The 19,626-nt window shown below is 69.8% G+C and carries 14 protein-coding genes; 4 read left to right on the top strand and 10 right to left on the bottom strand.

What is annotated here, in order from left to right:
• Positions 1–11 precede the first annotated feature (11 nt).
• The 9 genes from BM393_RS20420 to BM393_RS20460 form a co-directional block, all read right to left on the bottom strand.
• Complete coding sequence (locus BM393_RS20420; protein ID WP_091731274.1) at positions 12–1,055, bottom strand: hypothetical protein; 1,044 nt, start codon at positions 1,053–1,055, stop codon at positions 12–14.
• A 209-nt stretch (positions 1,056–1,264) separates the two neighbouring features.
• Complete coding sequence (locus tag BM393_RS20425; protein WP_254783509.1) at positions 1,265–2,707, bottom strand: efflux transporter outer membrane subunit; 1,443 nt, start codon at positions 2,705–2,707, stop codon at positions 1,265–1,267.
• A gap of 15 nt (positions 2,708–2,722) precedes the next feature.
• Positions 2,723–5,899, bottom strand: coding sequence for a multidrug efflux RND transporter permease subunit (locus tag BM393_RS20430; RefSeq protein WP_091731278.1), 3,177 nt, complete (start codon positions 5,897–5,899; stop codon positions 2,723–2,725).
• Positions 5,896–9,144 (bottom strand): MdtB/MuxB family multidrug efflux RND transporter permease subunit, encoded by a 3,249-nt coding sequence (locus BM393_RS20435; protein WP_091731948.1) that lies wholly within the window; start codon positions 9,142–9,144, stop codon positions 5,896–5,898. Before BM393_RS20435 ends, BM393_RS20430 begins: the two co-directional genes overlap by 4 nt.
• 25 nt (positions 9,145–9,169) lie before the next feature.
• Complete coding sequence (locus tag BM393_RS20440) at positions 9,170–10,810, bottom strand: MdtA/MuxA family multidrug efflux RND transporter periplasmic adaptor subunit (RefSeq protein WP_254783510.1); 1,641 nt, start codon at positions 10,808–10,810, stop codon at positions 9,170–9,172.
• Between the two features lie 232 nt (positions 10,811–11,042).
• The gene (locus BM393_RS20445) at positions 11,043–11,552 is read right to left on the bottom strand and encodes a TlpA disulfide reductase family protein (protein ID WP_091731282.1); all 510 of its coding nucleotides are present in this window, start codon (positions 11,550–11,552) and stop codon (positions 11,043–11,045) included.
• Between the two features lie 66 nt (positions 11,553–11,618).
• Positions 11,619–12,788 (bottom strand): hypothetical protein, encoded by a 1,170-nt coding sequence (locus BM393_RS20450; RefSeq protein WP_091731286.1) that lies wholly within the window; start codon positions 12,786–12,788, stop codon positions 11,619–11,621.
• 172 nt (positions 12,789–12,960) lie between these two features.
• Positions 12,961–13,716, bottom strand: coding sequence for an alpha/beta fold hydrolase (locus BM393_RS20455; protein ID WP_091731289.1), 756 nt, complete (start codon positions 13,714–13,716; stop codon positions 12,961–12,963).
• Positions 13,713–14,978: a CaiB/BaiF CoA-transferase family protein gene (locus tag BM393_RS20460; protein WP_091731292.1), complete on the bottom strand. Its 1,266-nt coding sequence runs from the start codon at positions 14,976–14,978 to the stop codon at positions 13,713–13,715. The genes BM393_RS20455 and BM393_RS20460 overlap by 4 nt, the downstream gene beginning before the upstream one ends.
• Positions 14,979–15,052: 74 nt before the next feature.
• Here BM393_RS20460 and BM393_RS20465 point away from each other — a divergent pair, with 74 nt between their 5' ends.
• The 3 genes from BM393_RS20465 to BM393_RS20475 all read left to right on the top strand — a co-directional run bounded on the left by BM393_RS20465 (position 15,053) and on the right by BM393_RS20475 (position 16,344).
• Positions 15,053–15,571 (top strand): hypothetical protein, encoded by a 519-nt coding sequence (locus BM393_RS20465; protein ID WP_091731295.1) that lies wholly within the window; start codon positions 15,053–15,055, stop codon positions 15,569–15,571.
• Positions 15,572–15,655: 84 nt separating this feature from the next.
• Positions 15,656–16,078, top strand: coding sequence for a PTS sugar transporter subunit IIA (locus BM393_RS20470; RefSeq protein WP_254783511.1), 423 nt, complete (start codon positions 15,656–15,658; stop codon positions 16,076–16,078).
• A complete protein-coding gene (locus BM393_RS20475) occupies positions 16,075–16,344 on the top strand; it encodes an HPr family phosphocarrier protein (RefSeq protein WP_091731299.1) in 270 nt (89 codons plus the stop codon). Before BM393_RS20470 ends, BM393_RS20475 begins: the two co-directional genes overlap by 4 nt.
• Positions 16,345–16,409: 65 nt before the next feature.
• On the opposite strand, the gene BM393_RS20480 is transcribed toward BM393_RS20475, so the two are convergent.
• Positions 16,410–17,258, bottom strand: a complete 849-nt coding sequence (locus tag BM393_RS20480) for a GNAT family N-acetyltransferase (RefSeq protein WP_091731304.1) — start codon at positions 17,256–17,258, stop codon at positions 16,410–16,412.
• 197 nt (positions 17,259–17,455) lie between these two features.
• Here BM393_RS20480 and ptsP point away from each other — a divergent pair, with 197 nt between their 5' ends.
• A complete protein-coding gene (gene ptsP / locus BM393_RS20485; RefSeq protein WP_091731309.1) occupies positions 17,456–19,231 on the top strand; it encodes a phosphoenolpyruvate--protein phosphotransferase in 1,776 nt (591 codons plus the stop codon).
• Positions 19,232–19,626 lie beyond the last annotated feature (395 nt).

Below are 19,626 nucleotides of genomic sequence, written 5' to 3' on the forward strand. Positions count from 1 at the left end.
GAACCCGCAATTCAGGTGGCGGGAATCTGCAGCCTTTCGAAGAAGGCACGGTTGCGCTTCTTCGCATCGTTGAGCACCTTGTCGTAGGACACGATCTCGATGTAGCAGCCCTGGCTCTGGTGGTACTTGAAGTAGCCCTCGTTGTCAGGCGTCCGCACGAAGTCGTGGTCTTCCGCGATGGCGCGCATGCGGGGCGTGAGGCTGCACAGGATGTAGGCGTAGAAGGGGATCGCGCCGACGTTGATGGTTTTCAGGTCGCGGTCCTTGGCCTGGCCCTCCTTGATCTTGCGGACATAGCGCAGGACCTGCTCGACCGGGTTCTCCTCCCGGGCGGGGTACTCGTTACGTTCGGGACGCTTGAACTCGACGATGACGACCGACTGGTACGGGCTCTTGGTGTCGGCGAAGGCCCGCGGGGTGTTGAACACCACGAGATCCGGTTCATCGCGGTCCGCCACGGCGATGGGCGTCAGCCGGCTCATCGGCAGGTCCGACGCCAGGTGCGTGTGATACGCGAGCCGTTCATCGACGACCCACAGGTTCTGCCTCGTGAAGTCCACTTCATCCGACGTCGTCCGCATTGGAAAGATCAGGCCGTGGATGAGGTCCTCGCGCGCGTAGGCGCCGGAGTCCTGGATCTTCAATGCGCCCTCGAGCATCTCCAGGATCGTGCGGCGGTGCACGACGTAGCGCGCCAGCGCCGCCTTCCCGAGTTCGTTCTCCTCGTCCAGGTATTGCCGGTAGAGCGCTGCGTACTCGCTCGACCCGGTTGCGGAGTCCAAGGGCATCGACTGGATGCTGGCGGCTCGCTGGCGATGTTCCAGTTCAATGTCCTTCTGGATCTTGAACAGCTCGATGTCCAACTGCTCCTTGGCCAGGTCGGCGGGAATGGTGGACAGGCGCTCGCGATACTGCGGGCGCAACTGGATCCGGTATTGCGGCGCGTGTTGGGTGATGTAGGTCTCGACGGCGTGATACCGCTCGAGATCCTCGGCCCTCGTCGGTGGGGGCAGGGCGCCGCGCACGGCCGCCCTCGCTGCGGGATCGATCTGCATGCCTGTTCCTTTCGCGGACGTCCGCCGCGGTCAGTCTCACGGGCGTCAAGGCGCCCAATGAGAGGCATGCTAGGAGCGCTCAATTCCGACTGAACTCAAGGGTCAGCACCCTTGTTGCGCAGCGAAGACAACCGGACCACTGGCCCACGGCAGGTCGCTGCGCGCAGCCTTATGCCGCCTCACGCCGCCTCACGCCGCCTCACGCCGCCTCAAGCCGGCGTCCACCGCCCCGCCACGTTCTTCAGCAGCAGGCTGATCGCCGCCAGTTGCCGGTTGCGCACCGACAGCAGCGAGGCCTCCGCATTGAACGCGCTGTTCTGCGCGGTCGTGACGTCCAGGAAGGACACCGTGCCCGCGCGGTACTGGTCCGTCACCAGTTCCAGGTTGCGCTGCGCTGATGCCAGCGCCTCCTGCTGCAGCCGCGCCTCTTCACGCAGGTGGTCGGCCAGGATCAGGTTGTCCTCGACCTCCTGCAGCGCTGTCAACACCGTCTGCCGGTAGGTCGAGGTCGCGACCTCCGCGCTGGTGCGGGCCTGCGCGCTCGCCAGCTTGCGCTGGCCGCCGTCGAAGATCGCCTGCGCCAGCGACGGGCCGAGCGACCAGAACAGGTTGGGCGCCGACAGCAGCTTGCTGAGCGTGCTGCTTCGGTAGCCGCCGCTGCCCGACAAGGTCAGCGACGGGAAGTAGGCCGCGTCCGCCACGCCGATCTGCGCATACGCCGAGGCCACCCGCCGCTGCGCCGCGGCGATGTCGGGCCGGCGCTCGAGCAGCTGCGACGGCAGCATCATCGGGACCTCCGGCGGCGTGGGCAGCGCGGCATTCTTCGAGAGCTCCAGCGCCGACGGCGGCAGACCGAGCAGCACCGCGATCGCATGCGCCAGCTGGGCGCGCGTGGACCGCGTCTCCAGCAGTTGCGCCTGCGCCGAGCGCAGCTGCGTCTGCGCCTGCAGCACGTCGCTGCGCGCGGCCACGCCGCTCTGGTAACGCGCCTGCGTCAGGTCCAGGAAACGCTGGTAGGCCTGCACGCTGCGGTCGTACAGCGCTTCCTGCGCCTCCGCCGTGCGCAGCGAGAAATAGCTCTGCGCCAGCGTCGCCTGCGCGCTCAGCCGCGCCGCCGCCAGGTCGTCCGCGGTGGCCTGCAGCGTCGCGCCCGCGCCCTCGCTGGCCAGCCGCAGCCGGCCCCACAGGTCCGGCTCCCAGCTCGCGTTGAGCGAGGCCTGCACGCTGTTGGTCGGGCCGCGGTTGATCGTCCCGTTGGTGACGTTGCCATCCGGGCTCGCGCTGCGCGTGCCCGACACGCCCACCGCCAGCGTCGGCAGCAGCGCCGAGCGGCTCGCCTCCAGCGCCGCGCGCGCGCCGGCCAGCTGCGCCACGGCGGCCTTCAGGTTCTCGTTGCCGATCACCAGGCGGCGCTGCAGGTCGTTCAGCACGGGGTCGTCGAACAGCGTCCACCACTGCTCCGGGACCGGCTCGGCGGTGGCGGGCCGGGCCTGCTTCCAGAGCCCGTCCTCCTTGTACTGCGCCGGCGCCGTCACCGGCGCGGGCGGATCGACGCGCGTCACCGCGCAGCCGCTCAGCAGTGCGACAAGCACCGCCGCCGCCACGGCCGGCAGCGAGGGACGGAGGAATGAAGTCGCGGTCATCGAGGTCATCGGGGTCGGCATGTCTCAGCCCTGCAGGGTCGGAGCCGCGGGCGGCTCGGGAGTCGTCGTGGGCGCCTCGTGCGGCGGCCGCGCGGCGCTGGCGGCGCGTTTCGCCGCGCGGCGCCGCATCACGCGCTGGCGCAGCCTTTCCATCATCACGAACACGACCGGCGTCGTGTACAGCGTCAGCAGCTGGCTCAGGATCAGGCCGCCGACGATCGCGATGCCCAGCGGCTGGCGCAGCTCGGCGCCATCGCCGCTGCCGATGGCCAGCGGCACCGCGCCGAAGATCGCCGCGAAGGTCGTCATCAGGATGGGCCGCAGCCGCAGCTTGGCCGCGCGGAAGATCGCCGCGCCCGCCGTCAGGTGAGCGCTCGTGCGCTGCCGCGCGATGGCGAAGTCGATCATCATGATCGCGTTCTTCTTCACGATGCCGATCAGCAGGATCACGCCGATCAAGGCAATGATCGAGAACTCGGTGTTGAACATCATCAGCGCCAGCAGCGCGCCCACGCCCGCCGACGGCAGCGTCGACAGGATGGTCACGGGATGCACCAGGCTCTCGTAGAGCATGCCCAGCACCAGGTAGATCGCGATGATGGCCGCGCCGATCAGGATGGGCTGCGACTTCAGCGCATCCTGGAACGCGTTGGCCGTGCCCGCGAAGGTGCCCCGCACCGACACCGGGATGCCCAGCTCCGCCATCGCGTTGTTGATCGCGTCGGTCGCCTGCGACAGCGACACGCCCTCGGGCAGGTTGAAGCTGATGGTCGAGGCCGGCGTGCCGCTCTGGTGGTTCACCGACAGCGGCGTGTTGGTGGTCTCGAAGCGGCTGAACGCCGACAGCGGCACCTGCGCGCCCGAGCTGCTGGTCACGTAGAGCTTGCGCAGCGTCTCCGGCCCCTGCAGGTACTCCGGCGCGAGCTCCATCACCACGCGGTACTGGTTCAGCGGGTTGTAGATCACGCCGACCTGGCGCTGGCCGAAGGCGTTGTTGAGCGTCGTGTCGATGGTGCTGACGCTGATGCCCAGCCGTGCCGCCGCATCGCGGTCGATCACCAGCGAGGTCTGCATGCCCTTGTCCTGCTGGTCGGTGTTGACGTCGGTCAGCTCCGGCAGGTTGGACAGCGCATTGCGCACCCGCGGTTCCCATTCGCGCAGCACCGCCAGGTCGTCGGCCTGCAGCGTGAACTGGTACTGCGCGTTGGCCTGCCGGCCGCCGATGCGGATGTCCTGCACCGGCACCATGAACAGGTTGGCGCCCGGCTCGTGCGCCATCTTGTCGCGCAGCCGGTTCACCACCTGGTCGGCCGAGACCTTGCGTTCCTTCAGCGGCTTGAGGGTGATGTAGAAGTTCGCCGAGTTGCGCTGCCCGCCGCCGGTGCTGCCGTTGACGTTCTGCACCGCCGGGTCGGACAGGATGATGTCCATGAAGCGGTCGACGCGCTTGCGCATCATCTCGAAGGAGCTGCCCTGGTCGGCCTGCACGCCGCCGATGAGCACGCCGGTGTCCTGCTGCGGGAAGAAGGTCTTGGGGATCACGCCGTACAGATGCACGTTCAGGGCGATCACCGCCACCAGCGAGAGCAGGGCCACCGGCTGGTGGCGCAGCGTCCACATCAGCGAGCGCCGGTAGCCCCGCGCCAGCGCGCGGTTGAAGCGGCCGGCCGCGCGCGCGAGCCGGCCCTGGCGCCGCGCCGCCGCGCCGTGCGCGGGTTCCGGGCGGGCCCGGAGCACCCGCGAGGCCATCATCGGCGTCGTCGTCAGCGAGACCACCATCGACACCAGGATGGACGCCGACAGCACCACCGCGAACTCGCGGAACAGCCGCCCCACGACGCCACCCATCAGCAGGATGGGGATGAAGACCGCCACCAGCGACAGGCTGATCGAGATCACGGTGAAGCCGATCTCGCGCGCGCCGCGCAGCGCGGCCGCGACGGGTGTCAGGCCCTGCTCGATGTAGCGGGTGATGTTCTCCAGCACCACGATCGCGTCGTCGACGACGAAGCCGGTGGCCACCGTCAGCGCCATCGCCGACAGGTTGTCCAGGCTGTAGCCGCACAGGTACATCACGCCGAAGGTGCCGGCCAGCGAGACCGGCACCGCCACCGCCGGCAGCAGCGTCGCGCGCCAGCTGCGCAGGAACAGCAGCACCACCAGGATCACCAGCCCGACGGCGATCGCCATCGCGCGCTGCACCTCGTCCAGCGAGGCCCGGATCGTCGGCGTGCGGTCGCTGATGACCTTGAGCTCGATGGCGGGCGGGATCGAGGCCTGCAGGCGCGGCAGCAGCTCGCGCACATGGGCGACGGTCTCGATGATGTTGGCGCCCGGCTCCTTCTGGATGAACAGCAGGATCGCCGGCTGGCCGTTGGACGCGCCGTAGTTGCGCACGTCCTGGACCGAGTCGCTGACCTCGGCCACGTCGCGCAGCCGCAGCGCCGCACCGTCGCGGTAGGACAGCACCACCGGCGCGTACTCCGCGGCGGTGCGGGCCTGGTCATTGGCGCCGACCTGCCAGTAGCGGCCGCCTTGCTCGACCGCGCCCTTGGGCCGGTTCGCGTTGGTGTTGGTGATGGCCTGGCGCACCTGGTCCAGCGCGATGCCGTTGGCCGCCAGCTTGTCCGGATTGAGCTCCACCCGCACCGCCGGCAGCGCGCCGCCGCCGACGTTGACCTGCCCGACGCCGTCCACCTGGGCCAGCCGCTGCGCCAGCACCGTCGAGGCGGTGTCGTACATCTGGCCGCGCGTCAGCGTCTTCGAGGTCAGCGCCAGGATCATGATCGGCGCGTCGGCCGGGTTGACCTTGCGGTAGGTCGGATTGCTGGGCAGGCCCGAGGGCAGCAGCGTGCGCGCGGCGTTGATCGCCGCCTGGACGTCGCGCGCGGCGCCGTTGATGTCGCGGCTCAGGTCGAACTGCAGGGTCACGCTGCTCGAGCCCAGCGAGGAGCGCGAGGTGATCTCGGTCACGCCGGCGATGCTGCCCAGCGCGCGCTCCAGCGGCGTGGCCACCGTCGCGGCCATCGTGTCGGGGCTGGCACCTGGCAGCGAGGCGGACACCGAGATCGTCGGAAAGTCCACCTGCGGCAGCGGCGCGATCGGCAGGAAGTGGTAGCCCAGCATCCCCGCCAGCGCGATGCCGATGGTGATCAGCGTCGTCGCGACCGGACGCGCGATGAACGGCGCTGAAATATTCATCGCGGCGCTCCGCCGTCATCGCCCGGTTGCCGGAGCAGGCTCGGACCGGCGGGCGCGAGCGGCGCGGCCGGATCGGCGATCTCCGGCGCGTCGGGACCGCGGTGCTGCGCCGCGGCGCGCGTTTCGCGCTTCACGCCACGGCGTTCGCGCCAGCGCTGCGCCATGCGCGCGAAGCCGAGGTAGATCACCGGCGTCGTGAACAGCGTCAGCAGCTGGCTCACGATCAGGCCACCGACCATGGTCACGCCCAGCGGATGCCGCAGTTCATGGCCGACGCCCGTGCCCAGCATCAGCGGCAGCGCGCCCAGCAGCGCGGCCATCGTCGTCATCAGGATCGGACGGAAGCGCAGCAGCGAGGCCTGGTGGATCGCGGCGCGCGGATCGAGGCCTTGCTCGCGCTCGGCCTCGAGCGCGAAGTCGATCATCATGATCGCGTTCTTCTTCACGATGCCGATCAGCAGCACGATGCCGATGATCGCGATGATCCCCAGGTCCAGCCCACCGATCAGCAGCGCCAGCAGCGCGCCGACGCCGGCCGAGGGCAGCGTCGACAGGATGGTGACCGGATGGATGTAGCTCTCGTAGAGCACGCCCAGCACGATGTACATGGTGACCACCGCGGCCAGGATCAGGAACAGCGTGCTGGACAGCGAATTGCTGAAGGCCTCGGCCGCGCCCTGGAAGCTGGTCTCGACGCTGATGGGCAGGTCCAGCTTCGCCTGCTCGGCCTTGATCGCCTGCACCGCGTCGCCCAGCGCGACGCCGGGAGGCAGGTTGAACGAGATCGTCGCGGCCGGGAACTGCGCCACATGGTTGATCGCCAGCGCCGCCGGCCGCTCGACGATCTGCGCCACCGAGCTCAGCGGCACCTGCACCGTCGTGGTGGCGGCCGTGCCGGTCGCACTGGTCGTCGTTGTGCTGCCCGGCACGTACAGCCCTTCGAGCGCGCGCGGGCCGCTGCGGAATTCCGACGCCGCCTCCAGCACCACGCGGTACTGGCTGGCCTGCGTGTAGATCGTCGAGATCAGCCGCTGGCCGAAGGCGTTGTAGAGCGCGGTGTCGATCGACGAGACCGTGACGCCGAGCCGGCCGGCCGCCTCGCGGTCGATCTGCACCCAGGCCTGCAGGCCCTGGTTCTGCAGATCGCTGGCGACGTCGGCCAGCTGCGGCAGCTGCTTGAGCCGCGCCAGCAGCGCGTCATTGGCCTTCTGCAGGTCGGTCGAGTCCGGCGAGCTCAGCAGGAACTGGTACTGCGTCTTGGAGACGCGATCCTCGATGGTCAGGTCCTGCACCGGCTGCATGTAGGCGGTGATGCCGGGCACCTGGCGGTTCAGGTCGCCCAGCCGCGCGATGACCTCGGTGGCCGACGCGTGGCGCTGCGCGAAGGGCTTGAGCGTGATCTGCATCCGGCCGGTGTTCAGCGACGCGTTCGCGCCGTCCACGCCGATGAAGGACGCGATGTGGTCGACGTCGGGATCCTTCAGGAAGACCTCGGCGAGCCGCTGCTGGCGCTCGCTCATCGCATCGAAGGAAGTGCTCTGCGTCGCCTCGGTGATCACCTGCACCAGGCCGGTGTCCTGCACCGGGAAGAAGCCCTTGGGCACGACCACGTACAGCAGCGCGGTCAGCGCCAGCGTGGCGGCGAAGCCCAGCAGCGTCAGCACCGGGCGGTCCAGCACCCAGTCCAGCGCGCGGCCGTAGCCCTGGATCATGGCCTCGAACTTCTCGCCGAACCAGGTGCCGAGCCGCGAGTGCTTCTGCTCGGTCTCCGGCTTCAGCAGCCGCGCGCTCATCATCGGCGTCAGCGTCAGCGACACGAAGGCCGAGATCAGGATGGCCACCGCCAGCGTGATCGCGAATTCATGGAACAGCCGGCCCACCACGTCGCCCATGAACAGCAGCGGGATCAGCACCGCGATCAGCGAGACGGTCAGCGAGATGATGGTGAAGCCGATCTGGCGCGAGCCCTTGAAGGCGGCCTCCATCGGTGAGTCGCCTTCCTCGACGTAGCGGGCGATGTTCTCGATCATCACGATCGCGTCGTCGACGACGAAGCCCGTGGAGATCGTCAGCGCCATCAGCGTCAGGTTGTTGATCGAGAAGCCGGCCAGGTACATCACGCCGAAGGTGCCCACCAGCGACAGCGGCACCGCGACGCTGGGGATCAGCGTGGCGCTGCCGCTGCGCAGGAACAGGAAGATCACCGCCACCACCAGCGCGATGGCGAGCAGCAGCTCGATCTCGGTGTCATCGACCGAGGCGCGGATCGTGGTGGTGCGGTCGGCCAGGATCTGCACGTCGACGGACGCCGGCAGCGTGCCCTGCAGCTTGGGCAGCAGCGCCTTCACCCGGTCGACGGTCTGGATCACGTTGGCGCCGGGCTGGCGCTGCACGTTCAGGATGACGCCCGGCGTCGTGTCGGCCCAGGCCGCCAGACGCAGGTTCTCGGCGTCGTCGACGATCTGGGCGACATCGCTGAGCCGCAGCGGGTTGCCGTTCTTCCAGGCAATGATCAGGTTCTGGTACTCGGCGGCGGAGCGCAGCTGGTCATTGGCGTCGATGGTGGAGGCGCGCTGCGCGCCGTCGAAGCTGCCCTTGGCCTGGTTGACGTTGGCCGAGGCGATGGCGCTGCGCACGTCGTCCAGCGACAGGCCCAGCGCGGCCAGCGTGCTCGGGTTGGCCTGGATGCGCACGGCGGGCCGGCGGCCGCCGGCGATGCTCACCAGGCCCACGCCGTCGACCTGCGACAGCTTGGGCGCGAGGCGGTTCTCCACCAGGTCATGCACCTTGATGACCGGCAGCGAGGGCGAGGTCACCGCGATCGTCATCACCGGCGCGTCGGCCGGGTTGACCTTGCTGTAGACCGGCGGCATTGGCAGGTCGGAGGGCAGCAGGTTCGATCCGGCATTGATCGCGGCCTGCACCTCCTGCTCGGCCACGTCCAGCGACAGGCCCAGCGAGAAGCGCAGCGTGATCACCGAGGCGCCGCCCGAGCTCGACGAGGTCATCTGCCCCAGCCCCGGCATCTGGCCGAACTGGCGCTCCAGCGGCGCGGTGACGGTGGTGGAGATGACGTCGGGGCTCGCGCCCGGATAGAGCGTCGTGACCTGGATGGTGGGGTAGTCGACCTCGGGCAGCGCCGACAGCGGCAGCAGCCGGTAGGCCAGCAGGCCCGCCAGCAGGATGGCCAGCATCAGCAGCGAGGTCGCGACCGGCCGCTCGATGAAGGGACGGGACGGGTTCATGGCCATGGCCTTGCCCTCGTCGCGGTCAGCGGGCGTTGCCGGAGGCGGCCTGGCGCTTGGCGCGTTCGGCGCGGCGCTCGGCGATCCAGGCCTCGCGCTCGGCGGGGCTCATCTTCATGACCTTGTCCTGCAGGTCCGGCGGCAGCCGGTCCAGCCAGGCCGGGCGCTCGCCGCCGGACTGGGCCGCGTCGTTGCGCGCCTCGGCGGTGGGCGCGCGCAGCGCCGCGTCGGCCGGGTTGCCGCTGTCGCCGGGGGCCGCGGAAGTGGCGGGAGCGGAAGCGCCCGAGGCGTGACGGCTGCCGCCGCGCGCGCCGGAGGCCGCGCCGCCCGGTGCGCTCGCGCCGCGGCCGCGTCGCGGCGCCGCGTTGGCACCGGCGCGCTGCTTCGGGTCGTTGGCGATGACCTCGACCTTGGCGCCCTCGCGCAGGCGGTCGACGCCGTCCACGACGATGCGATCGCCGGGCTGCAGCGGGCCGTCCACCGCCATCCAGTCGCCGTCGACCGCGCCGGTCTGCACGACCCGCGTGCTCACGGTGTTGTCCGGGCCGACGACGTAGACGTAGAAGCCCTGCGCGCCGCGCAGCACCGCGGCGGCCGGCACGGCCAGGCGGTTGGCCTCGGTGGCGAGCTGCAGCTTCACGCTGACCGACTGGTTGGGGTAGAGCGCATCGTCCTCGTTCGGGAACAGCGCCTTGAGCTTGATCGTGTCGGTGCTCAGGTCGATGGCGTTGTCGGCGGTCGCGAGCCGGCCGGTCGCCAGGCGCGTCTTGCCGTCGCGGCTCCAGGCTTCCACCGTCAGCGACGCCTTGTCCTTCAGGCCGGCGGTCACTTGGGGCAGCAGCGCCGACGGCACGGCGAAGGTCAGCGCGATGGGCCGCGTCTGCGTGATGCTGACCACGCCGTTGGCGTCGCTGGTCTGCACGACGTTGCCGATGTCGACCTGCTTCAGGCCGACGCGGCCCGAGATCGGCGCCAGCACCCGGGTGTAGGTGACCTGCAGCCGGGCGCTGTCCACGGCGGCCTGGTCGGCCTTCACCGTGCCATCGAGCTGGCGGACCGTCGCCTGCTGCGTGTCGACCTGCTGGCGGGCGATCGCGTCCTTGGCGAGCAGGTCCTGGTAGCGGGCCAGGTCGATGCGCGCGTTGTCCAGCGTGGCCTTGTCGCGGGCCAGCTGGCCCTCGGCCTGGCCGAGCGCGGCCTGGAAGGCGCGCGGGTCGATCTGCGCCAGCGGCTGTCCGGCCTTCACCTGCTGGCCCTCGGTGAAGTGCAGCTGCTGCAGCACGCCGCTGACCTGCGCGCGCACGACGGCGGTGTTGGAAGCGCTGATGGTGCCGATGGCGGAGGCGGTGTGACGGATGTCCTGCAGCCGCGCGGGCGTCACCGAGACCGGCTGCACCCGGTTGGCGGCGAAGCGGCCGCCCCGTCCGCCGGCGCCGGCCGGGCTGGCGCCGCCGGGACCGCTGGCGGCGCGCGCGGGTCCGCCGCCGGCCTCGCCGTCCGCGCCGCGGCCCTTCCACCACCACCAGCCGCCGGCGGCCGCGGCCAGCACGACGAGGGCGAGGATCCACGACGTCGCGCGGCCTTGTTGTCGGTGGCGCCTCATGACGCCAGGGATGCGGACGGGGCCGGGGACCGGCGGGCAGGGCAGCTTGTTGTTGGTGTTCATGCGGGTCGGTCGCTGGTGCGGAGGGCCTCTGGCGGGCCGGGAGCGGGACGCGGGCTGGCCGTCGCGGCGCCGTCAGGGCGCGGGGGCGGCGGGCATGTCGACACCCTAGTATCTGGCGACAGCAGCCTGGTGTCGCCGACGAAAAGAATCGCAAAGCGTCCGGCCCCGCCCGAGGAGCGGCCAAGAAAAATGCCGCTCGGGGAGCGGCATGCTTCGGGGCGGGAAGGGCGGATCAGCTCTCCGCGAGCAGCTTCTCGATCGTGCCGTGCAGCGCGGCGAAGTCGGGCTCGCCGACGAAGCGCTTGACGATCTCGCCCCGCTTGTTGATCAGGAAGGTGGTGGGCGTGAGTTGCACCTTGCCGAAGCGGCGCGCGATCTCGCCGGTGCTGTCCATCGCGACGCCGAAGGGCAACTGGCGGGTCTCGGCATAGTTGGCGACATAGGCCGGCGGGTCATAGCTCATGGCCACCGCCAGCGTGTCGAAACCCTTGTCCTTGTACTTCTGGTGCGTCGCGATGACGTTGGGCATTTCCTTGACGCAGGTCGTGCAGGACGTGGCCCAGAAGTTGACCAGCATCACCTTGCCGGACCAAGCCTGCGCGGACGCGTGCTTCGAACCGTCGAGCAGCACGTAATCCACCTGGGGGGCGGGTTCGGGCTTCAGGCCCTCGTAGGCGAGGCCGGCGCCGACACCGACGGCGGCAACCAACAACAGGAGTCCGGTCCAGCGAGGCAGCTTCATGGGGGGCGAGTGTATGCCGGTCGTCCGTGGCCCGTCACCGGGCAGGGGCTTGGGCGGGAGGGCGCCTCACAGCGCCTTGGACAGCTCGAAGAGCAGCACCGACGGCAGCGCGTCCTGCAGGTTCTGCCGCGAGATCCGCGCCATGTGGTCGGCCGTCGCGGTCGAGAGCTGCGTCTGCTGGTCGCCGTCCATCACCTCGACGAAGCTGAAGTTGGGCACCTCGCCGGTGATGTCGGCGCGCAGGCGATCGAAGTCCGCGTCACGCAGCGACTGCTCGAAGGCGATGCCGTGCGGCAGGCCTTCCTCGCAGAACTGCAGGGCTTCGTCCATCGAGCCCACGGCGTCGATGATCAGCCCCATGTGGCGCACCGCGGCCTGGATCTCCTGCCGCAGCTCGCGGCGCGGCGAGACGATCAGCAGGTGGCAGCCCGCCAGCGGCTTGGAGTTGTGCGACGGCGTCGGATCGTCGAGCTCGGGCCGGTCCGGCGGCGCGACCGGCGCGGGGCCGTGCTGCGCGCCGGGCTCGTCGCCGGCCAGGTGCGGGAACTCCAGCGTCAGCATCGTGATGCCGGCCTCGTCCTCGCGCAGCGGCAGCGCGCCGATCGTCAGCGCGGTCTGCTCGATCAGGCGCCAGGTCAGCGAGTTCAGCGATTCGGGCGGTTCATTGATCGCCGACGAGGGCGCGCTGCCCAGGTCCAGCGAGCGGTGGGCGAAGCGGCACATCAGCCGCGCCTTGGCGGGCCAGGGCGTCAGGTCCAGCCGCATCTCCAGCGAGGAATGCGTGTTCGTGAGCGCCCAGTCCATCACCGCGTTCAGCAGCGAGAACAGCAGCGACGCGTCGGTCATCACCTCGATCGGCTGCAGCAGCTGGCGGATCTGGATGCCGCGCGCCTGGGTCTCGCGGCTGCGCTGCGCCAGCACGCCGCGCAGCACCTGCGTCAGCGACACCTGCTCGCGCGACAGCCGCAGCCGGCCCGACGCCAGCCGGGCCAGTTGCTGGCTGACCATCCCGGCCTCGCGGGCCTGCGCCACCGCGTCGCGCAGCGCCCGCAGGCCCTGGCGGTCGATCTGGCCGCTGCTGATCAAGGCGTGGATGCGCTCCAGCGCCCCGCTCAGCGGGCCGGCGATCTCGGCGCCGAGCTGCTGGACGATGTCGCCCCATTGGGAATCGCTGGGGCGCTGCACCATGTCATTGGCGGCCAGCGGCGCGGCCACGGTGGGGGGCGGGCGGGACATGCTCTCTCGTTCGGGTGGGCCGCCGGCGGCATGCCGGGGCGGGGAGGCGCCATGGTTCCGCGCGGTCCTGGGGGAGGCCATCCCGTGAGTCGGGGGCAACCGCCCCCCTGGGGGGATGCCGTGAAATGGCTCACGTTTCCCAGGGGGACGGGGGCGGATGGCGGACGATCCGTCAGCCCTTGGCCTGGCGGTCGGCCAGCATGAGCAGGCGCTCGATGAGCGCCTCGGGCGCCGAGATCATCACCTGGTGGCCGGTCGGGATCTCGAAGCGTTCCCAGCCGGGCTGGTTGCGGGCGCGTTCGCGCGCGGCGGCGATGGTGAGCAGGGCCGGACGGTTGCAGTCGATGAAGGTGCGCGGGCGCGCCAGCCAGGCTTCCTGGTCGAAGTCCAGCGGGCTGTCGTAGACGCCGCCCGGCTGCGGGCGCTGGCAGCGCATCATCCAGTCGAAGTCCTCCGGCTTGAGCCCCATGCCGTGCGGCTCGGTCACCGGCAGGTGGCCGAACTTGGCGATCAGCTCGCGCCGCTGCGCCTGGGTCTCCGGCGTGTGGCGGCTGGACCAGGACTCGCCCGGCTCCGGCACCACCGCGTCCAGGTAGACCAGCCGCGCGATGCGGGTCGGCAACTGGTCGGCCACGCCGGTGATCACCATGCCGCTGTAGCTGTGGCCGACCAGCAGCACCTCGCTCAGTTCCTCGCACTCGATGACGGCCTTGACGTCGTCGATGTGGGTCTGCAGGCGGATGCCCTCGTGCGGCTGGTGCGCCCGCTCGCCGACGCCGCTCAGCGTCACCGGGAAGACGCGATGGCCGGCCGCCCGCAGCGGCGCCAGCACCCGCCTCCACGCCCAGGCGCCCAGCCAGGCGCCGTGCACCAGGACGATGTCCACGCCCCGCGCTCGATCCGCGCCGTCTCGATCGGTGCTGCTCATGCGATGACTCCTTCCTCGCGCCAGGCGGCGATGGCCTCGGGGCCGTGGCCGAGCTCGGCCAGGACCTCGTCGGTGTGTTGTCCCAGCAGCGGCGGGGGCAATCGGTAGGCCACCGGCGTGCCGGACAGCTTCATCGGGCTGGCGACGACGCGCAGCGCGTCGCTCAGCGGATGCGCCATCGGCACGACCATGCCGCGATGTCGCACCTGCGGATCCTCGAAAACCTCGGCCAGGTCGTTGATCGCGCCGCCCGGCACCTTGGCCGCCTCCATCGCGTCGAGCCAATGCTGGCGCGGGCGCGCGGCGATGCGCTCGGCCAGCAGCGGGACCAGCGCCTCGCGGTGCCGCACCCGCTGGGCGTTGGTCGCGTAGCGCGGATCGCGGGCCAGCTCGGGCACGCCGAGCAGTTCGCAGAACTTGACGAACTGGCCGTCGTTGCCGACCGCGACGATCAGGTGGCCGTCATTGGCCTGGAAGACCTGGTACGGCACGATGTTCTGGTGGGCATTGCCCATGCGGCGCGGCGCCTGGCCGGTGCTCAGGTAGTTCGCGCCCAGGTTGGCCAGCATCGCCACCTGCGTGTCCAGCAGCGCCATGTCGACGACCTGGCCCTCGCCGGTCGCGTCGCGGTGGCGCAGCGCGGCCAGGATCGCCACCGTCGCATACATGCCGGTGAACAGGTCGGCCACCGCCACGCCGACCTTCTGCGGTCCGCCGCCGGGCAGCGCGTCGGCCTCGCCGGTGACGCTCATCAGACCGCCCAGGCCCTGGACCGCGTAGTCGTAGCCGGCGCGGTCCCGGTAGGGGCCGGTCTGGCCGAAGCCGGTGACCGAGCAGAACACCAGCCGCGGATTGAGCGCGAGCAGCGCCGGCGCATCCAGGCCGTAGCGGGTCAGGTCGCCGACCTTGTAGTTCTCGACCACCACGTCCGCGCGCAGGGCCAGTTCCCGGATCAGCGCCTGGCCCTTGGGACTGGCGATGTCGACGCCGATCGAGCGCTTGTTGCGGTTCGCGCCCAGGTAGTACGCCGCCTCGGCGGTGTCCTGGCCGTCGCGGTCCTTCAGATAGGGTGGCCCCCATCCGCGGGTGTCGTCCCCGCCGGGATGGCCGCCTCTGGGGGGGCGTTCGACCTTGATGACGTCGGCGCCGAGGTCCGCCATGGTCTGCGTGCACCAGGGTCCGGCCAGCACGCGGGAAAGATCCAGAACGCGCACGCCCTGCAGGGCCATGGCGGAGGGACGGGGGGAGTTCGCTTCGCTCATCGGGGCATTGTGGGGGATGCCGCCGGGGTCGCCCGCGAGGCAGGCGCCGGTCGCACGGCCGCCATAATCGCCCGATGCGACGACTGGCCCCGCTCGTTCCGATCCTGCCGCTGGTGCTGGCCGCCGGCTGCAGTCCCGCGCTGAACTGGCGCAAGGTCGATCCGGAAGGCGCGCAGGTCTCGCTGATGTTCCCCTGCAAGCCCGAACGCGAGGAACGCACCCAGCCCGGACCCGCCGGCCAGCCGGTCGTCGTGCGCTCCATGAGCTGCAAGGCCCGCGGCGGGCAGTTCTCCTTCACCTGGACCGACCTGGGCGACGCGCGCGCGACCTCCGCGGCGATGCGCCGCATGCACGACGGCATCGCCCGGCAGATGGCTCCCGGCGCCTCGGCGCCTCTCGGCGTCCGCGGGATCGCCGTCGATCCCGAAGCGTTCCAGCAGGCCTTCGAGGCCCGGCCGGGCCAGCCGGCCCAGCAGGTGCGCCAGGCCGTGTTCTCCCGGGAGGGGCGCCTGTACCAGCTGCTGCTGCAGGGCGAGCGCCTGGACGCGGAAGCCTGGGACGTGTTCCTGGGGTCGGTGCAACTGCCCCTTTGAGGGACCACCAAGGCGTCCTCCCCCGGATTGAGGATTTGTGCGGGCCCCGCCCGCGCCATGCTGCGCCGCACGATAATGCGCCCCATGTCCGGCCTGCTGCTGATCGCCCATGCTCCGCTGGCCACCGCGCTCAAGCAGGTGGCCGAGCACACGTTCCCGCACTGCGCGCTACAGCTCAGCGTGCTGGACGTGACGCCGGAGATGAGCGCCGACGATGTCGAGTCGCTGGCGCGGGCGCTGATCAGCGCCTCCGGACATCTGCAGACCCTGGTGCTGACCGACGTCTATGGCGCCACACCGACGAATGCCGCGCTGCGCCTGCAGGGCGAGCAGGTCAAGGTGCTGACCGGCGTCAACGTGCCGATGTTGTGGCGCTCGCTGTGCTACGCCGGCGAAGGACTGGATGCGCTGCTGCAGCGCGCCAGCCAGGGCGGTACCCAGGGGATCCTGTGCGACGCGACGGCGCCGTGCTCCACCCACTCCTCGTCCCAACCTTCCTGCTCATGATCAAGTCGACCCTCACCATCAGCAACAAGCTGGGCCTGCATGCCCGTGCCTCGGCGAAGCTGACCAAACTGGCGGGGGGATTCAAGGCGGAGGTCTTCATGACCCGCAACGGCCGGCGCGTGAATGCCAAGAGCATCATGGGCGTGATGATGCTGGCCGCCGGGATCGGCGCCGAAGTGGAACTCGAGACCACGGGCGAGGACGAGCAGGCCGCGCACGAGGCGATCACCGCGCTGGTCAATGACAAGTTCGGCGAAGGCCAGTAAGGCGGCCACGTCACGAGAAAGGGCTGCCGAGGCAGCCCTTTTCATTTCTGCATGGACGGGCGTCGTCAAAGACCGCCGAGGAAGTGCTTTCGGTAGCGTGCCGGCAGGTCCGCGATGCGCATGATCATCGGCAGGTCGGCGGTGTTGAAGTCCGGATCCCAGGCGGGACGGCCCAGGATGCGCGCACCGACGCGCAGGTAACCCTTGATCAGCGGCGGCGGCTCGACGACCAGGTCCTGGCGCAGGTCGTCGACCGGCAGCGGCAGGCGGGGGCGCACCTGCCACGCGATGTCGGCCAGATGGCTGCCTTCCAGCTGGCGCCACAGGCTGGCCGCGTAGTGGCCGCCGTCGCGCATGCTGATGGAGGCGCAGCCGATCATCGTGTCCAGGTCGTTGCGGACCATGAATTCGGCCAGCGCGCCCCACAGCGCCATGATGGCGCCGCCATGGCGGTGGTTCGGATGCACGCAGGAGCGGCCCAGCTCGACCATGCGGGGGCGCAGCGAGCGCAGTCGGGTCAGGTCGAACTCCGTCTCGCTGTACAGGCCGCCGGCGCGGCGGGCCGCCTCCGGCGTCAGCACCCGGTAAGTGCCGATCACCTCGGCCGGTTGGCCGTGCTCGTCGAGCGTGCGCACGAGCAGGTGCTCGCAGAAGGGATCGAAGAGGTCGATGTCATGACCGGCGGGCGCACCGGCGGGCACGCTCAGCCGCGCGCCCATTTCGTCGACGAAGACCTGGTACCTCAGGCGCTGGGCCTGCCGGACCTCGTCCTCCGTGCGCGCCCAACCCACATGGAAGCGAGCGCGCGCAGCGTCGACAACGACGTCTTGGGAGCTGGCTGGAAGTGACCTCCGGGGCGCCTCGGCGGGGCGCAGATCGGAGAAGGGCAGGGTGGGCAGCGGCAGATCCCTCATGGCAAAGCCTCGCTGAAGTGATGCCGGGATGCTGAGCGGCGGCGGTGACGCGTCGGTGACCCTCAAGTGAACGAACCATGACAGTCGTGCCGTCGTCACGCTCGCCCGCACGGACGATTGACGCTGGGCTCACAGGGGTTTTCGCAAGTTCACCTGCGGCTCAAGAGGGCTTCGACACCCGCTGCTAAAGTCGGCGCATGAGTTTCCAGGTCTTCGGCATTCCCGTTTCCCGCGGCGTGGCGATCGGCCGAGCCGTGCTGGTCGCGTCCAGCCGCGTCGACGTCGCCCACTACTTCATTGGCGCCGCCGACGCGGAGCAGGAATATGCGCGGCTGGTCCGCGGTCGCGACGCGGTGACGCGCGAGCTGCAGGCCCTCAAGGCCGAGCTGCCGGAGGACGCGCCGCATGAGCTCGACGCGCTGCTGGATGTCCACCTGCTGCTGCTGAACGACGAGGCGCTCGTCGATGCCGCCCGCGACTGGATCGTCGACCGCCACTACAACGCCGAGTGGGCGCTGTCGGCGCAACTCGAGGTGCTGGCGCGGCAGTTCGACGAAATGGAGGACGACTACCTGCGCGAGCGCAAGGCCGACCTGGAGCAGGTGGTCGAGCGCGTGCTGGCTGCGCTCGCCACCGAGCAGGACGAGTCGCCCAGTGGCGCCTCGGCCGTGGTCGCGCGCGACTTCGCCGGCGAGGATCCCTTGCTGCTGGTAGCCGCCGACATCGCGCCGGCGGACATGATCCAGTTCAAGCGCAGCGTCTTCCAGGGCTTCATCACCGACATCGGGGGGAAGACCTCTCACACCGCCATCGTGGCTCGCAGCATGGCCATTCCCGCCGTGGTGGGAACGCGCGAGGCCTCGCGGCTGATCCGCCAGGACGATTGGGTGATCATCGACGGCGATGCCGGGACGGTCATCGTCAATCCTTCCCCCATCGTGCTGGAGGAGTACCGGTTCAGGCAGCGCCAGGCGGAGCTCGAGAACGCGCGGCTGGCCCGATTGCGCCACACGCCGGCGATCACGATGGACGGGCAGCGCATCGAGCTTCACGCCAACATCGAACTGCCGGGCGACACCGTGGCGGCGCTGGCCTCGGGCGCGACCGGCGTCGGCCTGTTCCGCAGCGAGTTCCTGTTCATGAACCGCGAGGGCGACCTGCCCAGCGAGGAAGAGCAGTTCGCTGCCTACAAGAGTGCCGTCGAGGCGATGGCCGGCCTGCCGGTGACGATCCGCACGGTGGACATCGGCGCGGACAAGCCCCTGGATCGGATGTCGGTCAATGAACTCCGCCACGAGCATGTGCTCAATCCGGCGATGGGCCTGCGAGCGATCCGCTGGAGCCTGGCGGAGCCGAGCATGTTCCGTCAGCAATTGCGGGCCATCTATCGGGCAAGCGCCTTTGGCAAGGTGAAGCTGCTGGTGCCGATGGTGGCCCACCTGGGGGAGATCCGTCAGATCCAGGAAACCATCAAGCGGGTCAAGGGCCAACTGGACGAGACCGGCCAGGCGTACGGCGAGGTGCAACTTGGCGTCATGGTGGAGGTGCCGGCGGCGGCCATCATGCTGCCGCAGTTGCTCAGGCACGTGGACTTCGTGTCCATCGGGACCAACGACCTGATCCAGTACACGCTGGCCATCGATCGCGCCGACGAGGCGGTCGCGCATCTGTATGACCCCTGGCATCCCGCGGTCCTGCATCTGCTGGCCAATGCCATCGCCCAGGCTCGTGCGGCCGGCAAGGAAGTCAGCGTATGCGGCGAGATGGCGGGGGATTCGGCCTTCACCGACCTGCTGTTGGCCATGGGGCTGACCTGCTTCTCGATGCACCCTTCCCAGATCCCGTCGGTCAAACAGCGGATCCTCCGGGCGGATGTGCCGCGCCTGTCGGCAGCGCTGCCGCGGATTCTGGAAAGCGATGAGCCCGCGAAAGCGGCGCTGGAGGCGCTGGCGCCGCAGTCACGGCTGCATTGACGCAGGACGGCCGGCGCTCCCTATATAGGGGTGGGGCTCGCCAAACGCGCGTCATGACGATCAGATGACGAGGGAGTTGCGCGACCGAAAAAACTCGTGCTAGACTCTCGGTCTTCGCTGCTCACGACAACGTTTTGAGCGGCGGCCTCGGAGGATATGCCGAGGTAGTCAAATGATTTGACTGGGTTTCCCGGTTTTCATTTGGCGGCGAGATTCTCGCAGTCGACGCTGAAAATAATTTCGCAGACTGCTTGACGGATTCAAAAAGAATCGTTCATAATCTCGCTTCTGCGCTGCTGACGACAAATCAGCGACGCGACGGAGCTAGCGAAAGCGGCTTCGATGTTCTTTAAGAATTTACAGCCGATAAGCGTGGGCGTCTGAACGAGCGACCT

It is taken from the genome of Mitsuaria sp. PDC51 (assembly GCF_900113225.1).
In the GTDB taxonomy this organism is placed as follows: Bacteria; Pseudomonadota; Gammaproteobacteria; order Burkholderiales; family Burkholderiaceae_C; genus Roseateles.